This is a genomic window from Snodgrassella sp. M0110, from assembly GCF_016101465.1.
In the GTDB taxonomy this organism is placed as follows: domain Bacteria; phylum Pseudomonadota; class Gammaproteobacteria; order Burkholderiales; family Neisseriaceae; genus Snodgrassella; species Snodgrassella alvi.
The window spans coordinates 251,773-272,557 of the sequence record NZ_JACFQM010000002.1 but is presented as its reverse complement, the minus strand read 5'-3'; the positions used below and the strand labels follow the sequence as shown (position 1 = coordinate 272,557).

The following is a 20,785-nucleotide window of genomic DNA, read 5'->3' as shown; positions in this document are numbered from 1 at the left end:
AATTAATCGGTGAAATAGATGAGTTATGTTGCGAAGTTAGTAAGTAAAACAAGAACAACAATTAACAATACCACAAGTTCAGTCAGGCAGGCTTTTCGGGGCAAACTGACAAAGGTAAATGCAGCTCAGGCAATACAGTCTGCTCAGGTAGCAGCTCTCGCAGATGAGGTATTACAGGATGTTGAACAGTTACAGCAATTTGGTTTTACAAGTAATCCGCCAGTAGGCTCGGAAGCAATTGTTCTTCCTTTAAGTGGTCAGACTAGTCATGGAATTATTATTGCAACTGAACATGGTGCATATCGCATAAAAGCTCTGGCTGCCGGAGAAGTAGCTGTCTATAACCAGTCAGGTGCTTCGATTACTTTAAAAAATGGCAGGCTGATAGAAATTGATTGTGAAATTCTGAATATTAAAGCTCCGTCGGGAGTCAAAATTGAGGCAGCAGCCGGAATTAATATTGATGCTCAGGCAGGTGTGAATATAAGTGCAAAAAACGTTAACTGCTCTGAAGAAATTACTGCTGCCGGTCAAATTAATGGAAATGGCGGAATGGATATTAAAGGAGGGCAAGGGGCAACATTTTCAGGAAATATTGTACAAACTAATGGTAGCTATACTACTGTTGGGGATGTTACGGCCAAAGGTATAAGTCTTTCTGGCCATGATCATGAGTACAGAGTGGGTAAACCCGTCTGATATTTGAGCAGGCATCTCTAACTTATTTGAAATAGCTATTTTAGTAAACTACAGAATTAATTATAAATATTATAAAGGAGTAGTTTATGGATAGAGAAATAGATACTAGAACCGGTGATTATTCCGGAAAAATTATAAATTATTTGCAAAATGCAGTCTATCTGCGTCTGATGACTCCGTTAGGTAGTTACTGGGCTGATAAAAAATTAGGTTCTTTATTGTATACACTTGAGCGCGAAAAAGATTTGCAATCTGTCAGTTTGCTTGCCAAGCAGTATGCACAACAGGCTTTACAGCCGATTCTGGATGACGGGCGGGCAGTGGATATCTCTGTAACTACTATGCAGGCACATAACGGCATGCTGAATTTGAATATACAGGTGACTCAATTAACCGGAGAAAAATTTGTAGTTGAATGTCCGGTTAGAGTAATTTAAAAAATAAATGGATTTTGAATATGCATAATATTCCAACATTCGAGGAAATACGCAATGCTATTTTGCGTGATACGGTTTCTTTAAACCCGGAAGCTGATATTTCTTCAGATAGTGATAATTATATACGTGCTAGTAGTTTAGCCAGTTGTGCAACAGGACAGTATGCTCATCAGGCTTGGATATTAAAACAGTTTTTTCCAGATACAGCAGATTCTGATTATCTGGAAAGACATTGTAATCTTCGTGGCATACGACGAAAAAATGCTACCTTTGCCAGCGGCACAGCTAGAGTTTATGGGATTCCAGGATCTTCTGTAGAAGCAAAATTGCAAATTAAATGTGGTGATTATTTGTATTCAGTTCAGGAGGATGCAGTAATTGGAGAAGATGGAACTGCTGTTTTATCAATAATAGCCGTTTCGGCCGGTTCTGAGTCAAATCAGTATAATAAACCAGCACAGTTTATGGCTTCTCCGGTAGGCATATCTACAGATGTTAATCTTATACAGGCAATTGGTGGCACTGACATTGAAAGTGACTCTTCATTATTAAACCGGCTACTGGATTTATTACGTCGTCCTCCTGCTGGCGGAAATAAATATGATTATCGTGCATGGGCTCTGAGTGTTGATGGAGTGACCAGTGCTTATGTATATCCTCTGCGTCGTGGACTGGGTACTGTAGATATTGTTATTACCAGTAGCAATAATGTACCTAGTGATGAGATTGTCAGCAAAGTTCAGGATTATATTGATTCAGTACGACCTGTTACCGCGAAAAACAGTTATGTAATCAAGCCGGACGTAACCCGAGTGGATATTAAGGTTAAGGTAAGCTTATCCGGAATAAGTCTTGATACTGCAACTACAGCTATCAGACAGGCCTTGCAGGAACATTTTAGTGCATTGAAACCTGGTGATAGTGTCATTATTTCTCAGCTGGAAGCTGTTATCAGTGATGTATCCAATGTGACTGACCGGAAAATGACTCAGCCTACTACTAATCTCGTAGCCGAAAAAAACACGAAAGTTGAGTGGTTTATGCTGGGTAATGTAGATGTGAGCTTACTATGAGTTACATAAATACTCTTTTGGGATTGTTTCCGCCAGTAGCCTACAATCGTACCGGAACATCCGTGAGAAATGCGGCTACTATTGATGGTAATTGTCTGGATGAAGTGCAAAATGCTGCACGCCGTAAACTTGGTGTCATTGATCCGCGCACTTCTGGAAACTATCTTATACGTTGGGAAAAATTACTGAATCTGGATAGTTCAGGCAAAAACGGACAACAGAGAATATTGGCTGTCATAACTAAAATTAATGAAACCGGTGGTCTGAGTATTCCTTATTTTAAACAAATGGCTGCTTCAATTGGTTATGACATAAATATCACTGAACCTCAACCATTCCGTGCAGGAGTTAATCGTGCTGGTGACAGGCTGGCTCGTGAAGACATTATGTGGGTATGGTGGGTCAATGTTAAAAATGCTGACAGCCGTGCAACACGGTTTCGCGCCGGCATGTCAACAGCAGGAGACAGATTAACAGCATACGGTGATGTCATTATTGAAAGTGTTTTAAAAGATCTGAAACCTGCATTTACCGATATAAAATTTACATATAAGGACAAATAAATAATGTACCCTATTGATACACAGGACGGGCTTTTTCATGATGGTAATGGTATAAATGAATTAGGTACCATTTTACCGGCAAGTTGGCTCAATCAAGTACAGGCTGAATTAATTGCTATTTTAACAGCGGCAGGAATAAAGCCGGAAAAAGCTAGCTATAATCAGGTAATAACGGCAATTAAAATGTTAATTGCATCAAGTGCTCCTGCTGCTGCGACAGCAGAAACAGCTGGTGTGACCAAGATAATTGATACATTGGATTCTGATGATGCAGGTTCTGCATTGTCTGCCAAACAGGGTAAAGCATTAAATCAAGCTAAACTGGATAAGAATGGTACTGCTCAAACAGCCTTGTATGCAGCACAAATTGCTGCCCGTAAAATTGGTGGTATAGTTTTTAATGCGAAAACAGATATTGATTTACCTGGTGTTAATATCCCAGGTAATCAAGATACATCTGGTAATGCTTATACGGCATCCAGATTACGTAATGCAATTAAAATTGGTGGTATTAACTTTGATGGTTCTAATAATATAGATTTGCCGGGAGTAAACATAGCAGGAAATCAAAATACAAGTGGCAATGCAGCATCGGCTACAGTTTTAAAAAATTCGCGTCAAATTATTTTAAATGGAGATGTTTCAGGTAGTTGCTGGTTTAATGGAGATGGTAACGCTGTCATTTCAACACGTCAGGTTAATTCACTGGGTGTTAATCAGAATTGGTCGGATGTTACAGGGGCGCGTGGATATTCTACAACTTATACAAATCAGAGTTCATCGCCAATTGCAGTAGCCATTAGTTTTTATCATACAAACAATAGATCAGCTGAACTAATTGTCAATGGTGTATTACTGGGGGAAGTAAATACAAGTAATGAAGATTCGCAACGTAAGCCATTATTTGGCATTGTACCCCCCGGACATGGTTATTACCTTAATGGTAATTTGCCAATCAGAGTGTGGGCAGAATTGAGAAGAGGGTAAAATGAAATATTATTTAAACAGTAATGATAAAATGGTGTATGCCTTTGATTCAGAAGAATTAGCAAATAAATGGCTCGAACAATTGCCTGAGGGGAAAGGGGCATTCAGGATAATGACAGATGAAGAAATATCCAGACACCTTCAACCAGAAAAATACATGACAAAAAGTGAAAAATTATTGAGAAAGCGTAAAGATGCTATTTGTCTTGCTCGTTATCAGTTTTTGACTATGGCTGAATTATCATTTGATAAAAATAAAGATGCTTTAATCTCAGTAATAGAAAAAAACTTTAATGGAAAATCATTAATTAAGCTACGTAATTACTTACAGGAAAGTCAGTCTTTCAGTTTAACCTCTGAAGAGTTATGGAATCTTTTAACTAATATTTTACAGATTGATCCTGATAAATTGTTTAATTCATGGGAAGAGGCTCAGGAGTTTTAAATAGTTTATTTGAGAAATTATAAATAATGAGAATATTCTAATTAAGAAATTTGAGTAAAAAGCTAAGGCTGCCTACAGTAAGGTTATTGGCAGTCTTGGTTTTTAAATTCACTCTTAGATTATTTTTAATCAGACGAATAAAATAACTAATTCAAATTAATAGTGTTGTTTTATCTAATAAAAAATATAAATTGTAATTTGTTTATTCCGCATTTCTTTTACTTGTTCCGTAATTGGTTACATCATCATTTATTGTTACTAACCATACCTTCCCCAAACGACACTTTCTCACGATTCTTTCTAATATATCGCTCATATTAATTCTCCAATAAAAAACCAGCTAAAGGCCGGCTTTTTATATTCATTACGATTTTTAAAGATATTGCTAAGGAAAATGCAAAGTGTTAATTTTTCTTGATATTGTTCCACCATTAATAATTGTAATTTCATTAGCTTTCACATCTCCAGTTATACAACCCCGATTATTGGTTAAATTATCACTCACAACATCCCCATAAATTTCACCACCTGTGAGATTAATACTCTCAGCCTTAATATCGCCACTAATAATTGCACTATCGCTTATGGTGAGATTCAAAGCTTTGATATTAGAACGAATCCTTGCAGAATTATTAAGCTTTATTTCATTAGTATTGATACATTCGGCTGTTATGCCTGCCATGGCGCTAATATTAATTCTTTCAGCATTGACCATATTAGCACGAATATCTAATATACCATTCATATAAATTTCATTGGCATATACACATTTTGCGTAGATATTTCCCTTGCCCCTAATAATAAGTTTCCCGTCAATCTTAAGTTCACCTTTAATGAAAATTATTCTATTATCAAGATTAACATCATTTTTAATATATACATTACCAGGGTAATAAAGGTTATCTTTTGTATTTTGAATCTCTAAGGATGTTTCACAGAAAGGCAATTTACCTATCAACCAAATTCCTAAAGTTGTATGCCCCCAATCTGCACACATTTTTAATACTTTAATAGCATTCTCTCCATCGGGGAAATGCTTGTCAAAAGCTTCTATATCATTATCATAGGCGCCTTTATCTCTTAACCAATCATGAGTAATAATAAATTTATTTTCCATATTATTTGTATATAAAGCCAGCTATTACTTGGTTAGAAATTGGTCTTTAAAAATATCAATTGATTTTTACATCTATTATTTTGGAATAAACCAACAAGGTATTTGTTAGATTGGATTTTCTGGTGATTTACAACCATTCTGCATTCATCCTTTGGATCCATCTTTTTAGTTTACTTATTATATCAAGAATACTATGGACATTTGATCGATATTTTTTTAGTTCTGTTTTGGCAAGACTTCTTAGGGCGGCGTAGCATTACTTTTGCCTGATATTTTTTCTGCTGCATTTGTCTGGCCATATCACTGTGCTGCATCTCTATTAACAGACAAAGCAGGGGACACTGAAAGAGCAGCAGACATTAAAAAAACAGCAATAAATACAGTTATAGAATTTTTAATCATGATCTGCATGTAAAGCAAATGGTTAAACAAATGGGGTATATAAGCTTTTAGGGGTTGCGCCAACAGCTACAGTGGCAAAGATGGTAAAGGCAATGCGGTTGTTACACAGCTTCAATTGGTATCTTTAGAATATCTAAGCTTTGTAAAGATACCCTGTTAAATCCTGAGGAGCGCAAAAAGTATAATGCGCAGCTATTTACTGAATATCCAGAGGTATCAAAGGATTTAAATAGCAAAAAAAAATAAAGAATTAACCAAATACTCAAGAAGTAGAGGAAAATAATGCTATTGAAGAAATGCATTAAATGAGCTTGGTCTAAGAAAACTGTTATTAGCCCTGAATTCAAAAGCAATACCTATTTATAATGAAAATACTGGTGAGGTTAAATTAACATTTGTTGGTCAAAATTTTTTCCCTTTTACGGTTGGTTGTTTATTTCTGAAAAGCGGTAATAGTGATTTGATTATGTAATAGATTCAAGTCAGCAATATGCCGGCTTTTTTATGTCAAAAAAATACCCTCACGACGGGAGTAGTCTTTGAGGGCGTTAAATTAATTAAAAGAGAAATTTAATAATACATCAATTAATTTAAATTATCTATACAAATAAGCTATTTTTATGCTCTTTTTATGCATAAAGGATTTAAGAAAATTAAGGAGAGATTGAAATACTATGAATTAGTTATGCATATAAGTATATCGGTATTCATGGGACTAAAGGTGTTAAACACAACCTGATAATTTTTATATGACTTTATACTATTGCTATTACAACAAGGCACGCAAAGCATGGTGGCGTGAAAAATAACGCTTTGATGTGGCTTATTTGTCGGGCACTGATTGAGTTAAACTGGGCGGTATGTGCCCAAAAGCTGGTTTAGAACCAGAGAGTGTGATAATGCTCAATTAGTGACTAAGCTGGATAAGCCTGCATATGGCTTTATTGTTACTTTTACACGACAAGATGGCGGTCATGTTGATTTTTTTATTGTAGAGAAAGATGCAAAAGACAATCTGATGGTACTGGGTGGCAATCAGAGGGACGAGGTCAAAATTGCCGCTTTTTCACGCGGTAGAGTAACACGTTGTTACTGGCCAAGCATATGGGCAGGTAAGACAGTTAAATCATCTCCTTTACCCAGTCGATATGCCCTTTCTGTTTTAATTTCTTCCAGAAAACTTAGTACTAATGAGAAGTAGTTATTAGAAAGCAAAGCCAGTTAGTTGCTGGCTATGTCTAGTAATCCACACAAGCACACTTGTTTAAATGTGCTTAGATTGATTAGTTGTTAATTTGTTTCTAGTACTGATGGGTTAATTTTCTGTAGAATTTTTTCAGCTGAAGGTAGTACGTGCTTTTTTTAAAAAAAGACATCCTCTTTTTAGAAGAGAACATGACTGGATATTTTAGCTCAAAGTTTGCATTTAGATCTTTTCTTTTCCAGAGCTAAAGCTTCGGTTATTAAGTTCGCTGCCTTTTCTAAATCATCAGAAGTTCTATAAAGCAGAGATAGATTTAATAATTTCTGTAGATACCCATTCTCAGGATTAAAATTTATAACCTCAGGATAAAAATCTATAACTTTGTAGTCGTCACTAAAACCATCCATATCTAATCCATACCATAACTTGGTACTATAAATAGGAAAAGATGTTAAACAGTTTAGCTGTTCCTTATGCGATATTAAATAATTCTTTAGAAATTCAGCAGCTTTTATAACATCTTTTTTAGTTGGATAAAGTCTATGATTTTTAAGCCATGATTGTTCAAAGTCTTTACCTTGCCACTTAAATAGTGAATAAATGAGGTTTTCCCTAACATATAAATAATAATATTCCTGACCTAATTTAGGAGCCTTTTCTAGATAATTAACTTGTCCACTCATTTCAAATTCCTTTTTATTGCAGATTATAAATCTTAAAATAAAGCTATCAGATATTAATTTTGTATTCAATAGTTGTGATCTCCACAACAACTAGATTTTATAATATTGATTGCATTTTTCTATTCCGCAGAAAAAACAGAATTTGATTTTTCAGTATTTATTTGTGAGGTAAAAATATATGTTTGCGGAACGAGAAATAAGCAAAAACTCCCATAAAATGAGAGTTTTTTCTATGCTTAAAGGAGCATTGGATGATGAGCAATAAAGACGAATATTGATCATTTTAATTTTGATGGTTGCTAGTGTGGCAAGCTTTTTTTGTGGGAGACATACTATAAAGCAAATTAACCACTGACTTTATACGACAATGTCGATATTAGGAAAGTCAAGTAGGGGTTTCGGCAGCCCGATCGTTTATTATCGATGAAAGTGGAATAGGGGAGCAGTTTAAGCTCAGTATATATAAAAAAGGTATAAATATAAAATATTTTATTTTTCGATGACATTTTTTAAGCTGCCTGTGGCAGCTTTTTTATCTTTATATCCCATGTTTTCTTACAATCTGAGTATTTTTTATGGAAATAAACAGATTAATTCGGATAATAACTGTATTGTTGTGTCGTTGAACATTCTCATCAGCGGCGTGCCAGTACAGCTGTCGATAGATAAATTTTAATGCCATTAGCAACAGAATTTGCTACTTTTTTTCTGAAATCACTACCTGAAAGTAATCGTTCTTCAGTTGGGTTGGAAATAAATGCTGTTTCAACCAGAATTGATGGAATATCTGGTGCTTTCAGGACAGCAAAATTTGCCTGATCGACACTGCCTTTATGCAAGTTGTTAATTTTGGCCAGTTGATTCAGCACGTCTTTACCCAATTTCAGACTATCATTGATGGTTGCTGTCTGAGTCAGATCAAACAGAGTATTGTTAACATTTTTATCACTTGAATAATTTACCCCGCCAATAGAATCAGCTGCATTCTGCGTTTGTGCTAGATATTTGGCTGCTGCACTGGTAGCACCCTTAGGATTAAGGGCATATACACCGGTTCCTCTTGCTGATGGATTGGTAAAAGCATCAGCATGGATCGAAATGAATAAATCGGCTTTGAGTTTACGTGCTTTAGCAACACGTACACCCAATGGGATAAAAATATCTTCATTTCGGGTCATGTAAGTTTTGTAACCATACGAATCCAATATCTTTTTTACTTCACGCCCTATGGCGAGTACCACGTCCTTTTCACGCAGACCTGATGGTCCTATGGCTCCGGGGTCTTCGCCGCCATGTCCGGGATCAATCATAATCACTGGCTGACGGTTAAGTTTATTTGGTGTACCGGGTACTGCAGGCGGCTTGGTTTTCACGGGTGGTGTTGGCACGGTTGCTTGTGGACGTGTCGTACCGTCACTGTTTACTTTACCGTGGCTATAGTCCTGTAAAAGTGCCATCAGCGGATCATTTTTTTCCTGTTCTATAGCTACTGTGGCGGTAGGATATAAATCCACTACCAGCCGGTTTTTGAAATTAGCAACCGGTGCAAGGGTAAATACCTGAGGATTAACGGTGGTTTTTAAATCCATCACTATACGGATGGTTTCAGGATTAAATTGTCCGACGCGGACACTGGCGATATAGGGATCCAATGGGAGAACTTTATTGCTCAGTTCACGTAAAAGCTGATTGGTAGCAGAACCCTGAATATCAATAACCAGCCGGTCAGGATTTTTAAGCTGAAAATATTTAAATTGGATGGGTGTTGTGGATTCTAATGTCATCCTGGTATAGGCTGTGGCCGGCCAGATGCGTGAAGCCACAATATCGGCGCCTGCCTGAGCTGCGCGTGCTATCGGGGTAAGGCTGATTAAAAGCGTGCCGGTTGAAGCAATCAAGAGTTTTCGGCGACTGATATGGTTTGACATGGTTATTCTATAATCTTATTTAATATATTTATTCCGTGTGCAGTAACTGCATTGATCTGTACGGTGCGACCACTACTGCTGACGGTGATATTCAGGATAATGTCAGCCGGAGGTGCCAAATCACCGCCGAGCTGTGGCCACTCAATCAAATTAATACTGTCTGCAGTAATCAGTTCATCCAGTCCCGCATCCAGCCATTCCTCCGGACTCTGAAAACGATATAAGTCAAAATGATTCAGGTTGAATCCATTAAAAAAATAGGTTTCAACTATATTATATGTAGGGCTTTTGACCGCACCGTTGTAACCAAGAGCATTAAGTAAACCTCTGGTAAAGGTTGTTTTACCTGCACCCAGATCGCCTTCCAGCCAGATGATTAAAGGCGAGCTTATATGCTGTGCAAAACACTTGCTCAGTTGTAGGGTGTTATTTTCATCAGCCAGAAAAAATTCTCGGATTTCAGATGCAGGCATAATGTTTTTAATTAAACAAAACGGGGTTATTATGCGATAAAGTTTGTAATAACGAAAGTAATAAAATTCCGTCTGTATGTATTGTTGCCGAGGGACAGCTTTATTTTATGTATATATTGTAGGGATGAAGCAATAAGTATAATTTCAGGGAATGCTATAATTATACTGATGACGGGTATTTGATTAATTCAGTTTATGGTGAACTGAATGTCATAGTCAATAATGAAGAGACAAATGACTGCAATACAACAACAACCAATAGGTGTATTTGATTCCGGCGTAGGCGGACTGACTGTAGTTCGTGCACTGATGGAACGGTTACCTAATGAAAATATTATTTATTTTGGTGATACAGCGCGTGTACCGTATGGTGTGAAATCCAGACATACAATAGAAGTTTATACTGAACAGATTGTGTCTTTTCTGCTAGAGCATGATGTTAAGGCACTGGTAGTGGCCTGCAATACTATAGCTGCGGTGGCGAGAGAAAAAGTGCGGCAGCTGGCCGGTACAATGCCGGTGCTGGATGTGATTGCCGCAGGTGCTCAGGCTGCTCTGGAAACTACTCAGAATAATCATATTGGTGTAATTGCTACCAGCACTACCGTTAACAGTAATGCCTATGCACGGGCAATTCACGATCAGAATGCACAAACACGGGTTTTTTCACAAGCCTGTCCGTTGCTGGTGCCGCTAGTGGAAGAGGGCTGGCTGGATCATGAAGTTACTCGGCTGACTGCACGAGAGTATCTCAAGCCGATTCTGGCAGAAGATGTGGATACGTTGGTTTTGGGATGCACTCATTATCCGTTACTGAAGCCATTAATCCGGCAGGAGGCTTCTGAGCTGAAATTAGTTGATTCGGCAATTACAACTGCTGAAGCCACTGCATTAGTACTGGAGCAGCATCATCTGGTTAATCCTGATCATTCAGGCGCACAATACCGGTTTTATGTCAGTGATATACCATTACGTTTCCAGACAATTGGTGAGCGGTTTCTGGGCAGAAGTCTGGAACAACTGGAAATGATTTCTTTAGGCTAGGTATTTTTACAGGTGTGCAATGAGTATTAAAAAAAGAATTGTGATTCTGATTTCAGGTCGTGGCAGTAATATGCAGGCTTTGGCAAAAGCCAATATTGCACAGGCAGAAATAGTGGCAGTAATTAGTAACCGGGCTGAGGCAGCGGGTTTACAGTGGGCTACGCAACACGGGCTGGTAACTGAAGCAATCTGCCACCATGATTATCCAGGTCGTGAAGCATTTGATGCGGTACTAATAGAGCATATTGATGCTTATCAGCCGGATCTGGTGGTACTGGCCGGTTTTATGCGTATTTTGACACCTGAATTTTGCAGGCATTACACAGGCAGACTGATAAATATTCATCCGTCATTATTGCCTGCTTTTACCGGATTGCATACTCATCAGCGTGCACTGGACAGTGGCTGCCGGGTTGCAGGTTGTACAATTCACTTTGTCACACCCCAACTGGACTGCGGTCCGATTATAGCTCAGGGTGTGGTACCTGTTTTGAACGGCGATACAGCCGATACTCTGGCCCAGCGGGTTTTAGAGCTTGAACATCAGCTTTTACCACAAGCAGTGACGGATTTTGTTGCCGGTAATCTGGTGATAGAAGGTAACAGGGTGAATAATCTTGCCGTAGCAGGTACAGATGGTGCAGTTTTCCTGAAAAATTAAAATGTTATGAGCGCAATATGAAATTGAAAGTATGGGCAGATTTATTGCTAGTGTGGGTAAATTTGCTGTTAATACCAATTGCACAAGCTGAAGACCTGCCTCAGCAGGCACAACTTCAGTTTGTTGACAGTTATGGTTTGCCGGTGAGTATGGATTTTGTGCAAAAGGATGGTCACTATCAGATTAATACACAAATTGATTTGATTTTTTACAAAATGCAGTTTGTTTCTTCCGGTACCATAAAAGGTACTATTTTAAAACCGCTTTCCTATACCGACAGCCGTTCTGGCAAGCCGTATGCACAAGCTCGTTTTTCCGGGGAGGGTGTTGATTATGGTAAGGTGTCAGAAGCTATTAAGCATATGTCAGTGAACGGGTCAGTGTACGATATGTTTGCTCTTGGCTGGCAGCTGGGTTTTAATCACGGCAAATTGCCCGCAAATACTTATCTGACTAATGGTAAGAAAGTGTATCAGCTTAATGCTGTTCAAAGTCGTGGAATGGCTCAGATGATGGTAAACGGACGGCAAATTGATATCAGACAGTTCAGTATCAGCCGTGGCGATGACTTGGTAGAATATGCTTTTGCACCCCAGCTTGATAATATTCCGGTACGGATTAGCTATATGGACAATGGTAAAGTATATACATTGCAACTGAAAGGCGGCCAGATCAACGGGAAGGTTTTTTAAATATTATGATAAATGCACAACAACTTGATTTAACTACTTCTGCACTGGCACAGGTATTAACATTCAGACAGCCTGCAGATGTTGTGCTGTCAGCTTTTTTCAGGCGTGAACGTAAGCTGGGTATGCGTGACCGGCAGGAAATAGCTGAAACTGTGTTTGCTACTATCCGCCATTTGCAAAAAATTCAGAAGATGCTGCCAAAACCGCATCAAAAACCACGTCGGGCAGCTTTGGCTGCACTGGTTTTAGGGCGGGGAGTAAGTGTACACAGTGTGGAATCACTTTGTGACCCAGAAGAAAAGCAGTGGCTGATTGATGTTAAAGAGCAAAAATCTGCTTTTTCTTCTGAGCTCACTACAGCCGCTGAGCTGCCCCAATGGTTAATTGAATGTCTGCAACAGCAGGGCTGGGATGACAATCAGATTGTCACTTACGGTCGCAGTGTTATGCAACCGGCACCGCTGGATATAAGGGTAAATACCCTGAAAGGTAAACGTGATAAGATTTTGTCTATGTTACAGTCAGAAGGGTTGCGTGCTGAGGCTACGCCTTTTTCACCCTGGGGAATACGGCTATATGATAAGCCGGCTTTAAACCGACACCCGCTGTTTCTTGACGGTGTGCTGGAAGTCCAGGATGAGGGCAGTCAACTACTGGCTTTAATAACAGGCGTTAAACGTAGTCAGATTGCTGTCGATTTCTGTGCCGGAGCCGGTGGTAAAACATTGGCAATGGGCGCCATGATGGCTGGTAGTGGACGGTTATATGCTTTCGATGTGGCTGAAAAGCGTCTGGCTAATCTGAAGCCGAGAATGGTTCGGGCAGGTCTGACTAATATTCATCCTCAGCGGATTGATAATGAGCATGATACCCGTATTGCCCGATTAAAATATAAGGCAGATTGTGTGCTGGTTGATGCACCTTGTTCCGGAATGGGCACGTTACGCCGTAACCCTGATTTAAAATATCGTCAGAGTAATGACAATATCCGGACATTGCTCGAGCAGCAACAATCAATTTTACAGGCAGCTTCTGAACTGGTACGTCCGGGCGGGAGGCTTGTGTATGCAACGTGCAGTATTCTGGAAACGGAAAATCAGCAGCAGTTAAATCATTTTCTGGCTGCCAATACTGGTTGGCATATAGAGCCGGTGCAGACTTTGCTTAAAGATAATACCTTACCTGTCATGCAGGGTGACTATCTGCAGCTGAGCACCGGTGAACATCATACAGACGGTTTTTTTGCCGCTGTACTAACACGTATTAAATAAAGTGATATTAAGAAGGAATGTACATGAGTACTCAGGAAAGAATTAAAACGCTTGTTACTGAACATCCGGTTGTGTTGTTCATGAAAGGCACTAAGCAGTTTCCACAGTGTGGTTTTTCATCCCGTGCTGTGCAAATATTGCAGGCGGCCGGATTAAAAGATTTCTATACTGTTAATGTGCTCGAAGATGAGGATATCCGGCAGGGTATCAAGGAATATGCAGACTGGCCTACAATTCCGCAATTATATGTAAAAGGTGAATTTATCGGTGGTTCTGACATTATGATGGAGATGTTTGAAGCAGGTGAATTACAGACTTTGCTAGCCTCTGTCTGACTGAATTCTGTTCGGAAAAGTTTTCCGGTAGCTGTTTTATTCGGATTTTATAGTAATTATTTTTTGGAACAGACTATGAATATTAATGTAATTGAGCATCCACTGGTAAAGCACAAGCTGTCATTAATGCGTGAAGAGGATTGCAGTACTTATCGATTTCGTACTCTGACTAAAGAGCTGGCACGCTTAATGGCTTATGAAGCCAGTCGTGATTTTGATGTAGAAATTGTCAAAATGCAGGGCTGGTGTGGTGAGATTGATGCTTACCAGATTAAAGGCAAAACAGTTACTGTTGTACCGATTCTGCGGGCAGGGCTGGGTATGCTGGATGGTGTGCTGGATTTGATTCCTACAGCCAAAATCAGTGTTGTGGGTTTACAGCGCGATGAAGAAACGCTGGAACCGGTACCTTATTTCGAAAAATTTGTCAGTCAGATGGATAAACGCCCGGCATTGATAATTGATCCAATGCTGGCAACAGGCGGATCTATGAATGCAACTATTGAGTTACTTAAGAAAAAAGGTTGTAAGGATATTAAGGCGTTGGTTCTTGTGGCAGCTCCGGAAGGTGTAAAGGCTGTCAATGAGGCACATCCTGATGTGACTATTTATGCGGCAGCACTGGATGATCATCTGGATGATAATGGCTATATTATTCCAGGTCTGGGCGATGCTGGTGACAAGATTTTTGGTACAAAACACTGGTGATTTAAATCCGGTTTATTTCATGCAGCCTGATCGCTGAAATAATCTGCTAATAAAAAACACAGAATTTTCTGCATGGAAAATTCTGTGTTTTTTATTATGCTGAATTAAATTCAGTTTTGTTTTAAGCAAATGGATATAAATGTCAGAGAATTACTCTAAATAGAATTATCTGACCCGATTAGAAATAAAGAAATGTTTTATAGGATAATAAATTGAATAATTGCTGGATAAATAGAATCTGATGTAATCATTTTACATGTTACAGGATGAATATTTTTTATGTTTACAGTTTATCCGATTTGAATATCAGACTTACTGCTAGTCCTGGTTTCTGTTCAGAATTTTGCAGGCGGGAGTCTGCCAGACTAATACTGATGCGCCACTGATCACACAGGGTTTTGACGATTGCCAATCCGAGACCGCTACCGCTTTCATTATTGCCTAAAATGCGGTAAAACGGTTCAAATACCAGTTGACGTTCAGTTTCAGAAATTCCCTGACCATTGTCTTCTATGAGTAAAATTGTTTTGTTATCCGTGGTTGGTCTAATGCAAATGCATATTTGTCCATCAACAGGAGTATATTTGATGGCATTACCCAAAATATTTTTCAAAATGGTATATAAATCATTACTGCAGACAGGCAGATAAACATTTTCGCTGATATCAAAACTTAAATTTTGTTTTTTTTGTTCCACCAGAGGCAATAATTCAGCAATCAAACCACGCAGTAATGGCATTAAAGCGGTTTGAACATTATCCGTCATAAGATGTTGCTGCTGATGCTGTACTCTGGCCATCGATAATAACTGGGTAAGCAGTTGTTCGGTACGGGCAATACCTGCTTTGATCTGTTCAATAAGCTTATGCTGTTCCTGAATAGTCAATTCCGGTTCATCAAAACGGGCTATTTGCAGGGTAAGTGCGGTGATCGGGGTACGTAATTCATGAGCTGCATAACTGATAAATTTTTTATCATGTTCAATTGCAGCCTGTAACTGACTGAATAAGCGATTAAGTGCGGTAATGAAAGGGCGGATTTCTGTCGGTACGTGTTTGGTATCCAGAGGTGACAAATCATTGGCGTTGCGCGCGGTTAATTCGCTACTCATTTCCTGTGTTGCCCGAAACAGGCGGCGAATCCAGATAGCTGTAAATAGCCATAAAATAGGCATCAGAATAAGAAATGGCCAGACTACACTCAATGCACTGTCTTTAGCTATATGATTGCGGTATGCGGTGCGCTGAGCAATGATTATCCGCTCACGCTCCCGGGTAAGGATATATACCCGCCAGTGCCGGGCTACCGTAGTAAAGTTATGGAAGCCATCCGGTAGTTGCTGTAGATTCTGGACAGCATTTTCATCTCCCATCAGTATATTGAGATAGGGTGAGTCAAGTGTCTGTGCCAGTACACGCGGTTTGGGCAGGGTTCTGGCACTTTCAGGAAAATTAAGGTCTTCCTGTGTATCTTTGCGCAGAATGGAACTGCGCGGATCAAGTAAATGAGCAATTTGCTCCAGCTGAGCATCCTGCAAGTCCTGAGTTTCCCGAAAAGCAGTCTGATAGGCAAGAATATCACCAATGATAGCAATTGAAGTTACTACGATGGTTAAAACCAATAATAAACGCCATTGTAGCGATGAGACTATCCGTGCCGGTCTACCAGCCATCCCAATCCCCGAACATTTTTAATCACATTACTACCCAGTTTTTTTCGAATTCCGTGAATGACCACTTCTACGGCATTGCTTTCGACTTCTTCATTCCAGCCATAAAGTTTTTCTTCAAGTTCCTGCCGTGACAATATCGTACCCGGTTGCAGTAATAAACTGTACAGTAAAGCATATTCTCGTGCTGACAGCCGGGTAACCTGTCCGTTGGCACTTACTTCACGAGTAGCGGGGTTCAGGGTAATGGTGCCATTGCTCAGCACCGGAGTTGCATGTCCGCTGCGGCGGCGTAATAAAGCCCGGATACGCGCTAGTAATTCGGAAGGCGCAAAAGGTTTAATTACATAGTCATCGGCACCACTGTCTAGACCATTAATGCGTTCTTCCACCGTGTCACGGGCAGTAATCAGAATAACAGGTAAATCACTATTTTTAGCACGCAAGTGGTGTAATACACACAGACCATCCTGCCCCGGGACACCAATATCCAGTAAGGCAATATCGTAAATATCTGGTTGTAATACCCGTTCAGCTGCCAGCCCGTCAGTAACACAATCAACTGCAAAACCGGCAATATGCAGCATATCGCTTAATGCCTCTGCAATCATTTTGTCGTCTTCAAGAAGTAAGATTCGCATGGGTTAACATTTTTCCGCATAGACTTGTCAATCAGTCTGTTTAAACTCAGACTGTAAAATATCTATGATAACAAAAACCGTTTCAGTATTCCTGAAACGGTTTTATTTAAATGTTAACCGATAAACTGATTAGTTATATTCAGTAGTAGTGGTTTGTTTGGTTGTAGTAGTGCTAGCGGCTGCTTTTCTGGCATGGGATTTTTTAGCATGTACTTTTTTGGCGTGTACTTTTTTAGTAGCTGGTTTCACAGTTGCAGCAGGTTTTACAGTTTTAGCAGCTGGTTTAACGGTACTAGCTGTAGTGGTGGTTGTAGTGGTAGTAGCTGCAGCTGGTTTGGGAGGTGTAGCAAAGGCAGCAGCAGTAGTTAAACCAAAGATAGCACTTACAACAGCAGCAGTAATTTTTTTCATGATAGATCTCCATTTAAAGTAGTTAAAGACAATAACCATCTCGGTTCTTGTTAATGCACAGTATGACTTTAAATACTTAGGCAAGACTTAGCTAAATGTTTTTTATTGTTAAATAAAAGTAATTAAATGTTAATAAATATAGTAAGTATAAAATTGGTTATTAGTTTAGAATTTAAAATAATACTATATTAGAATTAGATGGCTTTGATGTTTTAAGTGTTAATTAATAATAAAATATTAATTATTTCCTTGCTGTGATAATAAATAAAGTTTTTTAAGAATATAAATGTTTATATGGTTTAATATGTGATGGACACTGATATAAATATAAAATATTTAAATTATTTCTTCATGATTAAGATTTAATTTAATACAACTTAAGATACCAGTGTATGTTTTACTTTTGACATACACTGGTAAGAATAAGTTTCTCAGACAGTACGCGCAATTTCCGTAAATGCTTCGGCAGCTAAACCCAGTGTATCTGCAATGATTTCACTGCTATGAGCAGCTGAAACAAAACCCGCTTCATATGCTGATGGTGCAAATGCAGCACCGCGTGATAGCATGGCATGGAAAAACTCTTTAAATAGTATCTGATTAGTGTTTTGCATATCTGCAAAACAGGATGGCAGATTATCAGTAAAGTAGAAACCAAACATACCGCCTTCACTGCGGCTGCTGAAAGGGATATTGGCTTCACGTGCGATTGCCGTCAGACCATCACTAAGCTGTCGGGTATGTTTGCTGAGTGTAGTGTAAAAATCGGGTCGTTGTATGATTTCCAGTGTTTTCAGTCCGGCCGCCACGCATACCGGATTACCGGAAAGAGTACCTGCTTGATAAACAGCACCTAAAGGCGATATATTGGCCATGATGTCTGCACGACCACCGAAAGCTGCTACTGGCATGCCTCCGCCAATTACTTTGCCAATTGTCGTTAAATCAGGCTTAATACCATGGATGGACTGTGCTCCGCCTAGGGCAACACGAAAACCGGTCATTACTTCATCGTAAATAAGAACACTTCCGTATCGTTCTGTAAGTTCCCGCAGTGCCCGAACAAACTCTGTTGTAGCAGGTATCATGTTCATATTACCGGCAATTGGTTCGACAATAACACAGGCAATACTGTCGCCTTTATTGGCAAACGTTTGTTGCAAAGCCTCAACGTTATTATAAGGTAATACCAGTGTATGGCGGCTGAAATCTTCAGGTACACCTGCTGAGCTAGGGTTACCAAAAGTTAACAGACCGGATCCGGCCTTAACCAGCAGACTATCTGAATGACCATGATAACAGCCTTCAAACTTAATAATATTGTCCCGTCCGGTAAAACCTCTGGCCAGACGGATAGCGCTCATGGTTGCTTCTGTACCTGAGCTGACCAGCCGAATCTGTTCCATACTGGGCATGATATGGCGTATTTCTTCAGCAATACGAATTTCATTTTCTGTCGGGGCTCCAAAAGATAAGCCATTTTTGGCCGCCTGACAGACTGCCTGAACAACTTCAGGATGTGCATGTCCGACAATGGCAGGTCCCCATGAGCCGACATAATCAATATATCGTGTTTGATTTTCATCCCATACATACGCTCCCTGAGCTTTATTAATAAAGCGGGGTATGCCTCCGACACTTCCAAACGCCCGAACAGGAGAATTTACTCCCCCGGGAATAATGGTTTTTGCTTTTTCAAAAAGCTGCTGGTTTCTATCCATGATTATGACCTCTGCTTTATTGGAATATCAGATACCTTGCATTCAGGGATTAATCATACTATCGATTACACTTAAAGGTTAATTGTCTTTAGCCTTTGGACAGGTATCCGGGAGATAAAATAAATTATCATTACAGCATTAAATATACTCAATTAAGAAAATAAATTTTTATTACATATTAATATAATAATTTTTACTACTGATATCTGATTAAGCAATACTCATCTTATTTTTCTGAAAATATAAAGAGTCTATAGCAAATTGTAAAATCATAAGTTATATACAAAAAATCGAGCTAAGATTTTTTAGATTTAAAATAGTATAACTATATGATAATTATGTTTTTAGCTAAAATAATGGTCTGAGTTGTCAGATTTTGGCAATAAAAGGATAAATTATTAAATAAGCGTACGCAGAATGCGAATTAGACGCGGAAAATTTGCCAGATGCTGCACCCACTGATAAATCATCAAGGTATAACTCTCCTGTACAATGAAGCGTAATTTCGACTGAGTTGCAGTATATCGGGTAGTCGGAGTAGGAGAAACCTGTACATTTAAACCCAGATCCCGAGCCATAAAACACGCACGTGCCAGATGGTATGGATCACTGACTATAATAAAACTTTCTAAATCATTGTCTTCTGCTATGGCTTTTGCATTAACCAGATTCTGCCAGGTATCACGCGAATGATTTTCATAAATAATATCATTGGCATCTACGCCGTTACGGATAGCATAGCGTCGTCCGACGGCTGCTTCTGTCATGAAACCGGCTCTGGGGCTGCCACCAGTAAAGAGAATTTTTTTTACTATGCCGGCACGATACAGATTAATGGCATGATTGATACGTTCACGGAATACTGGTGAAGGACGTTTGTCCCATGCTGCTGCACCAAGCACAATAGCAGCATCGGATTCTGTTAATAATTTTTGTGGATGACCAAACTGGTAGACGGTGGCAACACTAAAAGCATAATTGGCCACAACGAACAAACAACATCCGGCAATCACCGTGCGCAGACAATACCAGAAACCGAAACGTGAACCAGAGCTCATTTATTATTCGAGTAAAGCTTCAATATTCGTTAATGGGCGGCCGATAGCGGCATGTTCGCCGTATACAGCTATAGGACGTTCGATCAGAATCGGGTGTGCAGCCATCGCGGCAATCAGTGTATCTTCATCCGCCTCGCGCAAATTCAATTGTGTAAACAGATCATCTTTACTACGCATCATTTCCCGAGCTGAATTGATGGCCAGTTTTTGTTTAAGTGAACGAATTTGTGCCTCAGATAAAGGCTCGGTCAGGTAGGGAATGACTTTGGTATTTACATTGCGTACCCGAAGTAAAGACAGGGCTGCCCGCGATTTAGAGCAATTCGGATTGTGGTACAGTATGACGGTATTTGTCATGATTATCCCTGAACTTCTAAAAATAAAAAATCTAAATTGGAAGTGTGGACGAAACTTCAAATTTTGACAAGTATTATTAATTATTCTAAAGCTAAAGCTGAATTAATGTGCCGGATGTAAATAAATTATCTGTTTTTAAATATGTGTTTCAATTGATTTATACAAAATAAAAATAAATAAACCCCTTAACTGCTAATGTTTTTGCT

Annotated in this window: 23 protein-coding genes; 13 read left to right on the top strand and 10 right to left on the bottom strand. The window is 39.1% G+C overall.

Annotated features, from left to right (window positions below; all coding sequences use genetic code 11):
• Window positions 1–18 precede the first annotated feature (18 nt).
• The 6 genes from H3T84_RS04035 to H3T84_RS04010 all read left to right on the top strand — a co-directional run bounded on the left by H3T84_RS04035 (window position 19) and on the right by H3T84_RS04010 (window position 4,204).
• Window positions 19–699: a phage baseplate assembly protein V gene (locus H3T84_RS04035; RefSeq protein ID WP_037475399.1), complete on the top strand. Its 681-nt coding sequence runs from the start codon at window positions 19–21 to the stop codon at window positions 697–699.
• A gap of 86 nt (window positions 700–785) precedes the next feature.
• Entirely contained in the window at window positions 786–1,136 is a 351-nt protein-coding gene (locus H3T84_RS04030) for a phage GP46 family protein (protein WP_198218175.1), read from the top strand.
• Between the two features lie 20 nt (window positions 1,137–1,156).
• Window positions 1,157–2,209, top strand: coding sequence for a baseplate J/gp47 family protein (locus tag H3T84_RS04025; protein ID WP_174833242.1), 1,053 nt, complete (start codon window positions 1,157–1,159; stop codon window positions 2,207–2,209).
• Window positions 2,206–2,772 (top strand): YmfQ family protein, encoded by a 567-nt coding sequence (locus H3T84_RS04020; protein ID WP_037475395.1) that lies wholly within the window; start codon window positions 2,206–2,208, stop codon window positions 2,770–2,772. Before H3T84_RS04025 ends, H3T84_RS04020 begins: the two co-directional genes overlap by 4 nt.
• 3 nt (window positions 2,773–2,775) lie before the next feature.
• Window positions 2,776–3,759 (top strand): hypothetical protein, encoded by a 984-nt coding sequence (locus H3T84_RS04015; RefSeq protein WP_037475393.1) that lies wholly within the window; start codon window positions 2,776–2,778, stop codon window positions 3,757–3,759.
• A 1-nt stretch (window position 3,760) separates the two neighbouring features.
• Entirely contained in the window at window positions 3,761–4,204 is a 444-nt protein-coding gene (locus H3T84_RS04010; protein ID WP_198218173.1) for a hypothetical protein, read from the top strand.
• Between the two features lie 385 nt (window positions 4,205–4,589).
• Here H3T84_RS04010 and H3T84_RS04005 read toward each other — a convergent pair whose 3' ends face one another.
• Window positions 4,590–5,321: a polymer-forming cytoskeletal protein gene (locus tag H3T84_RS04005; protein ID WP_198218171.1), complete on the bottom strand. Its 732-nt coding sequence runs from the start codon at window positions 5,319–5,321 to the stop codon at window positions 4,590–4,592.
• Between the two features lie 1,264 nt (window positions 5,322–6,585).
• Here H3T84_RS04005 and H3T84_RS04000 point away from each other — a divergent pair.
• A complete protein-coding gene (locus H3T84_RS04000; RefSeq protein WP_198218169.1) occupies window positions 6,586–6,924 on the top strand; it encodes a hypothetical protein in 339 nt (112 codons plus the stop codon).
• Window positions 6,925–7,136: 212 nt separating this feature from the next.
• Here H3T84_RS04000 and H3T84_RS03995 read toward each other — a convergent pair whose 3' ends face one another.
• From H3T84_RS03995 to tsaE, 3 genes are all read right to left on the bottom strand, one after another.
• On the bottom strand, window positions 7,137–7,610 hold the full coding sequence (locus H3T84_RS03995) for a hypothetical protein (protein ID WP_198218167.1): 474 nt from the start codon (window positions 7,608–7,610) through the stop codon (window positions 7,137–7,139).
• Window positions 7,611–8,245: 635 nt separating this feature from the next.
• Window positions 8,246–9,538 carry an N-acetylmuramoyl-L-alanine amidase gene (locus tag H3T84_RS03990; RefSeq protein ID WP_232346097.1) on the bottom strand — a complete coding sequence of 431 codons (1,293 nt, stop codon included), beginning with the start codon at window positions 9,536–9,538 and terminating at the stop codon, window positions 8,246–8,248.
• A gap of 2 nt (window positions 9,539–9,540) precedes the next feature.
• Window positions 9,541–10,011, bottom strand: coding sequence for a tRNA (adenosine(37)-N6)-threonylcarbamoyltransferase complex ATPase subunit type 1 TsaE (gene tsaE, locus H3T84_RS03985; protein ID WP_198218165.1), 471 nt, complete (start codon window positions 10,009–10,011; stop codon window positions 9,541–9,543).
• 234 nt (window positions 10,012–10,245) lie between these two features.
• Here tsaE and murI point away from each other — a divergent pair, with 234 nt between their 5' ends.
• The 6 genes from murI to upp all read left to right on the top strand — a co-directional run bounded on the left by murI (window position 10,246) and on the right by upp (window position 14,722).
• Window positions 10,246–11,055 carry a glutamate racemase gene (gene murI, locus H3T84_RS03980; RefSeq protein ID WP_198218156.1) on the top strand — a complete coding sequence of 270 codons (810 nt, stop codon included), beginning with the start codon at window positions 10,246–10,248 and terminating at the stop codon, window positions 11,053–11,055.
• Between the two features lie 19 nt (window positions 11,056–11,074).
• The gene (purN, locus tag H3T84_RS03975; protein WP_198218154.1) at window positions 11,075–11,716 is read left to right on the top strand and encodes a phosphoribosylglycinamide formyltransferase; all 642 of its coding nucleotides are present in this window, start codon (window positions 11,075–11,077) and stop codon (window positions 11,714–11,716) included.
• Between the two features lie 17 nt (window positions 11,717–11,733).
• Window positions 11,734–12,408 (top strand): DUF3108 domain-containing protein, encoded by a 675-nt coding sequence (locus H3T84_RS03970; protein ID WP_198218152.1) that lies wholly within the window; start codon window positions 11,734–11,736, stop codon window positions 12,406–12,408.
• Between the two features lie 8 nt (window positions 12,409–12,416).
• Window positions 12,417–13,679, top strand: a complete 1,263-nt coding sequence (locus tag H3T84_RS03965) for an RsmB/NOP family class I SAM-dependent RNA methyltransferase (protein WP_037475588.1) — start codon at window positions 12,417–12,419, stop codon at window positions 13,677–13,679.
• A 23-nt stretch (window positions 13,680–13,702) separates the two neighbouring features.
• A complete protein-coding gene (gene grxD / locus H3T84_RS03960; protein WP_037475540.1) occupies window positions 13,703–14,014 on the top strand; it encodes a Grx4 family monothiol glutaredoxin in 312 nt (103 codons plus the stop codon).
• A gap of 75 nt (window positions 14,015–14,089) precedes the next feature.
• A complete protein-coding gene (gene upp, locus H3T84_RS03955) occupies window positions 14,090–14,722 on the top strand; it encodes a uracil phosphoribosyltransferase (protein WP_037475542.1) in 633 nt (210 codons plus the stop codon).
• A 283-nt stretch (window positions 14,723–15,005) separates the two neighbouring features.
• Here upp and H3T84_RS03950 read toward each other — a convergent pair whose 3' ends face one another.
• The 6 genes from H3T84_RS03950 to arsC form a co-directional block, all read right to left on the bottom strand.
• The gene (locus tag H3T84_RS03950) at window positions 15,006–16,394 is read right to left on the bottom strand and encodes an ATP-binding protein (RefSeq protein WP_198218150.1); all 1,389 of its coding nucleotides are present in this window, start codon (window positions 16,392–16,394) and stop codon (window positions 15,006–15,008) included.
• A complete protein-coding gene (locus H3T84_RS03945) occupies window positions 16,370–17,032 on the bottom strand; it encodes a response regulator transcription factor (protein ID WP_100115847.1) in 663 nt (220 codons plus the stop codon). The genes H3T84_RS03950 and H3T84_RS03945 overlap by 25 nt, the downstream gene beginning before the upstream one ends.
• 129 nt (window positions 17,033–17,161) lie before the next feature.
• On the bottom strand, window positions 17,162–17,443 hold the full coding sequence (locus H3T84_RS03940) for a hypothetical protein (RefSeq protein ID WP_174833254.1): 282 nt from the start codon (window positions 17,441–17,443) through the stop codon (window positions 17,162–17,164).
• Window positions 17,444–17,874: 431 nt separating this feature from the next.
• Window positions 17,875–19,164: a glutamate-1-semialdehyde 2,1-aminomutase gene (hemL, locus tag H3T84_RS03935; protein ID WP_037475546.1), complete on the bottom strand. Its 1,290-nt coding sequence runs from the start codon at window positions 19,162–19,164 to the stop codon at window positions 17,875–17,877.
• Window positions 19,165–19,562: 398 nt separating this feature from the next.
• Window positions 19,563–20,222, bottom strand: coding sequence for a YdcF family protein (locus H3T84_RS03930; protein WP_174833256.1), 660 nt, complete (start codon window positions 20,220–20,222; stop codon window positions 19,563–19,565).
• A gap of 3 nt (window positions 20,223–20,225) precedes the next feature.
• Window positions 20,226–20,579, bottom strand: a complete 354-nt coding sequence (arsC, locus tag H3T84_RS03925) for an arsenate reductase (glutaredoxin) (protein WP_037475549.1) — start codon at window positions 20,577–20,579, stop codon at window positions 20,226–20,228.
• Between the last annotated feature and the right edge of the window lie 206 nt (window positions 20,580–20,785).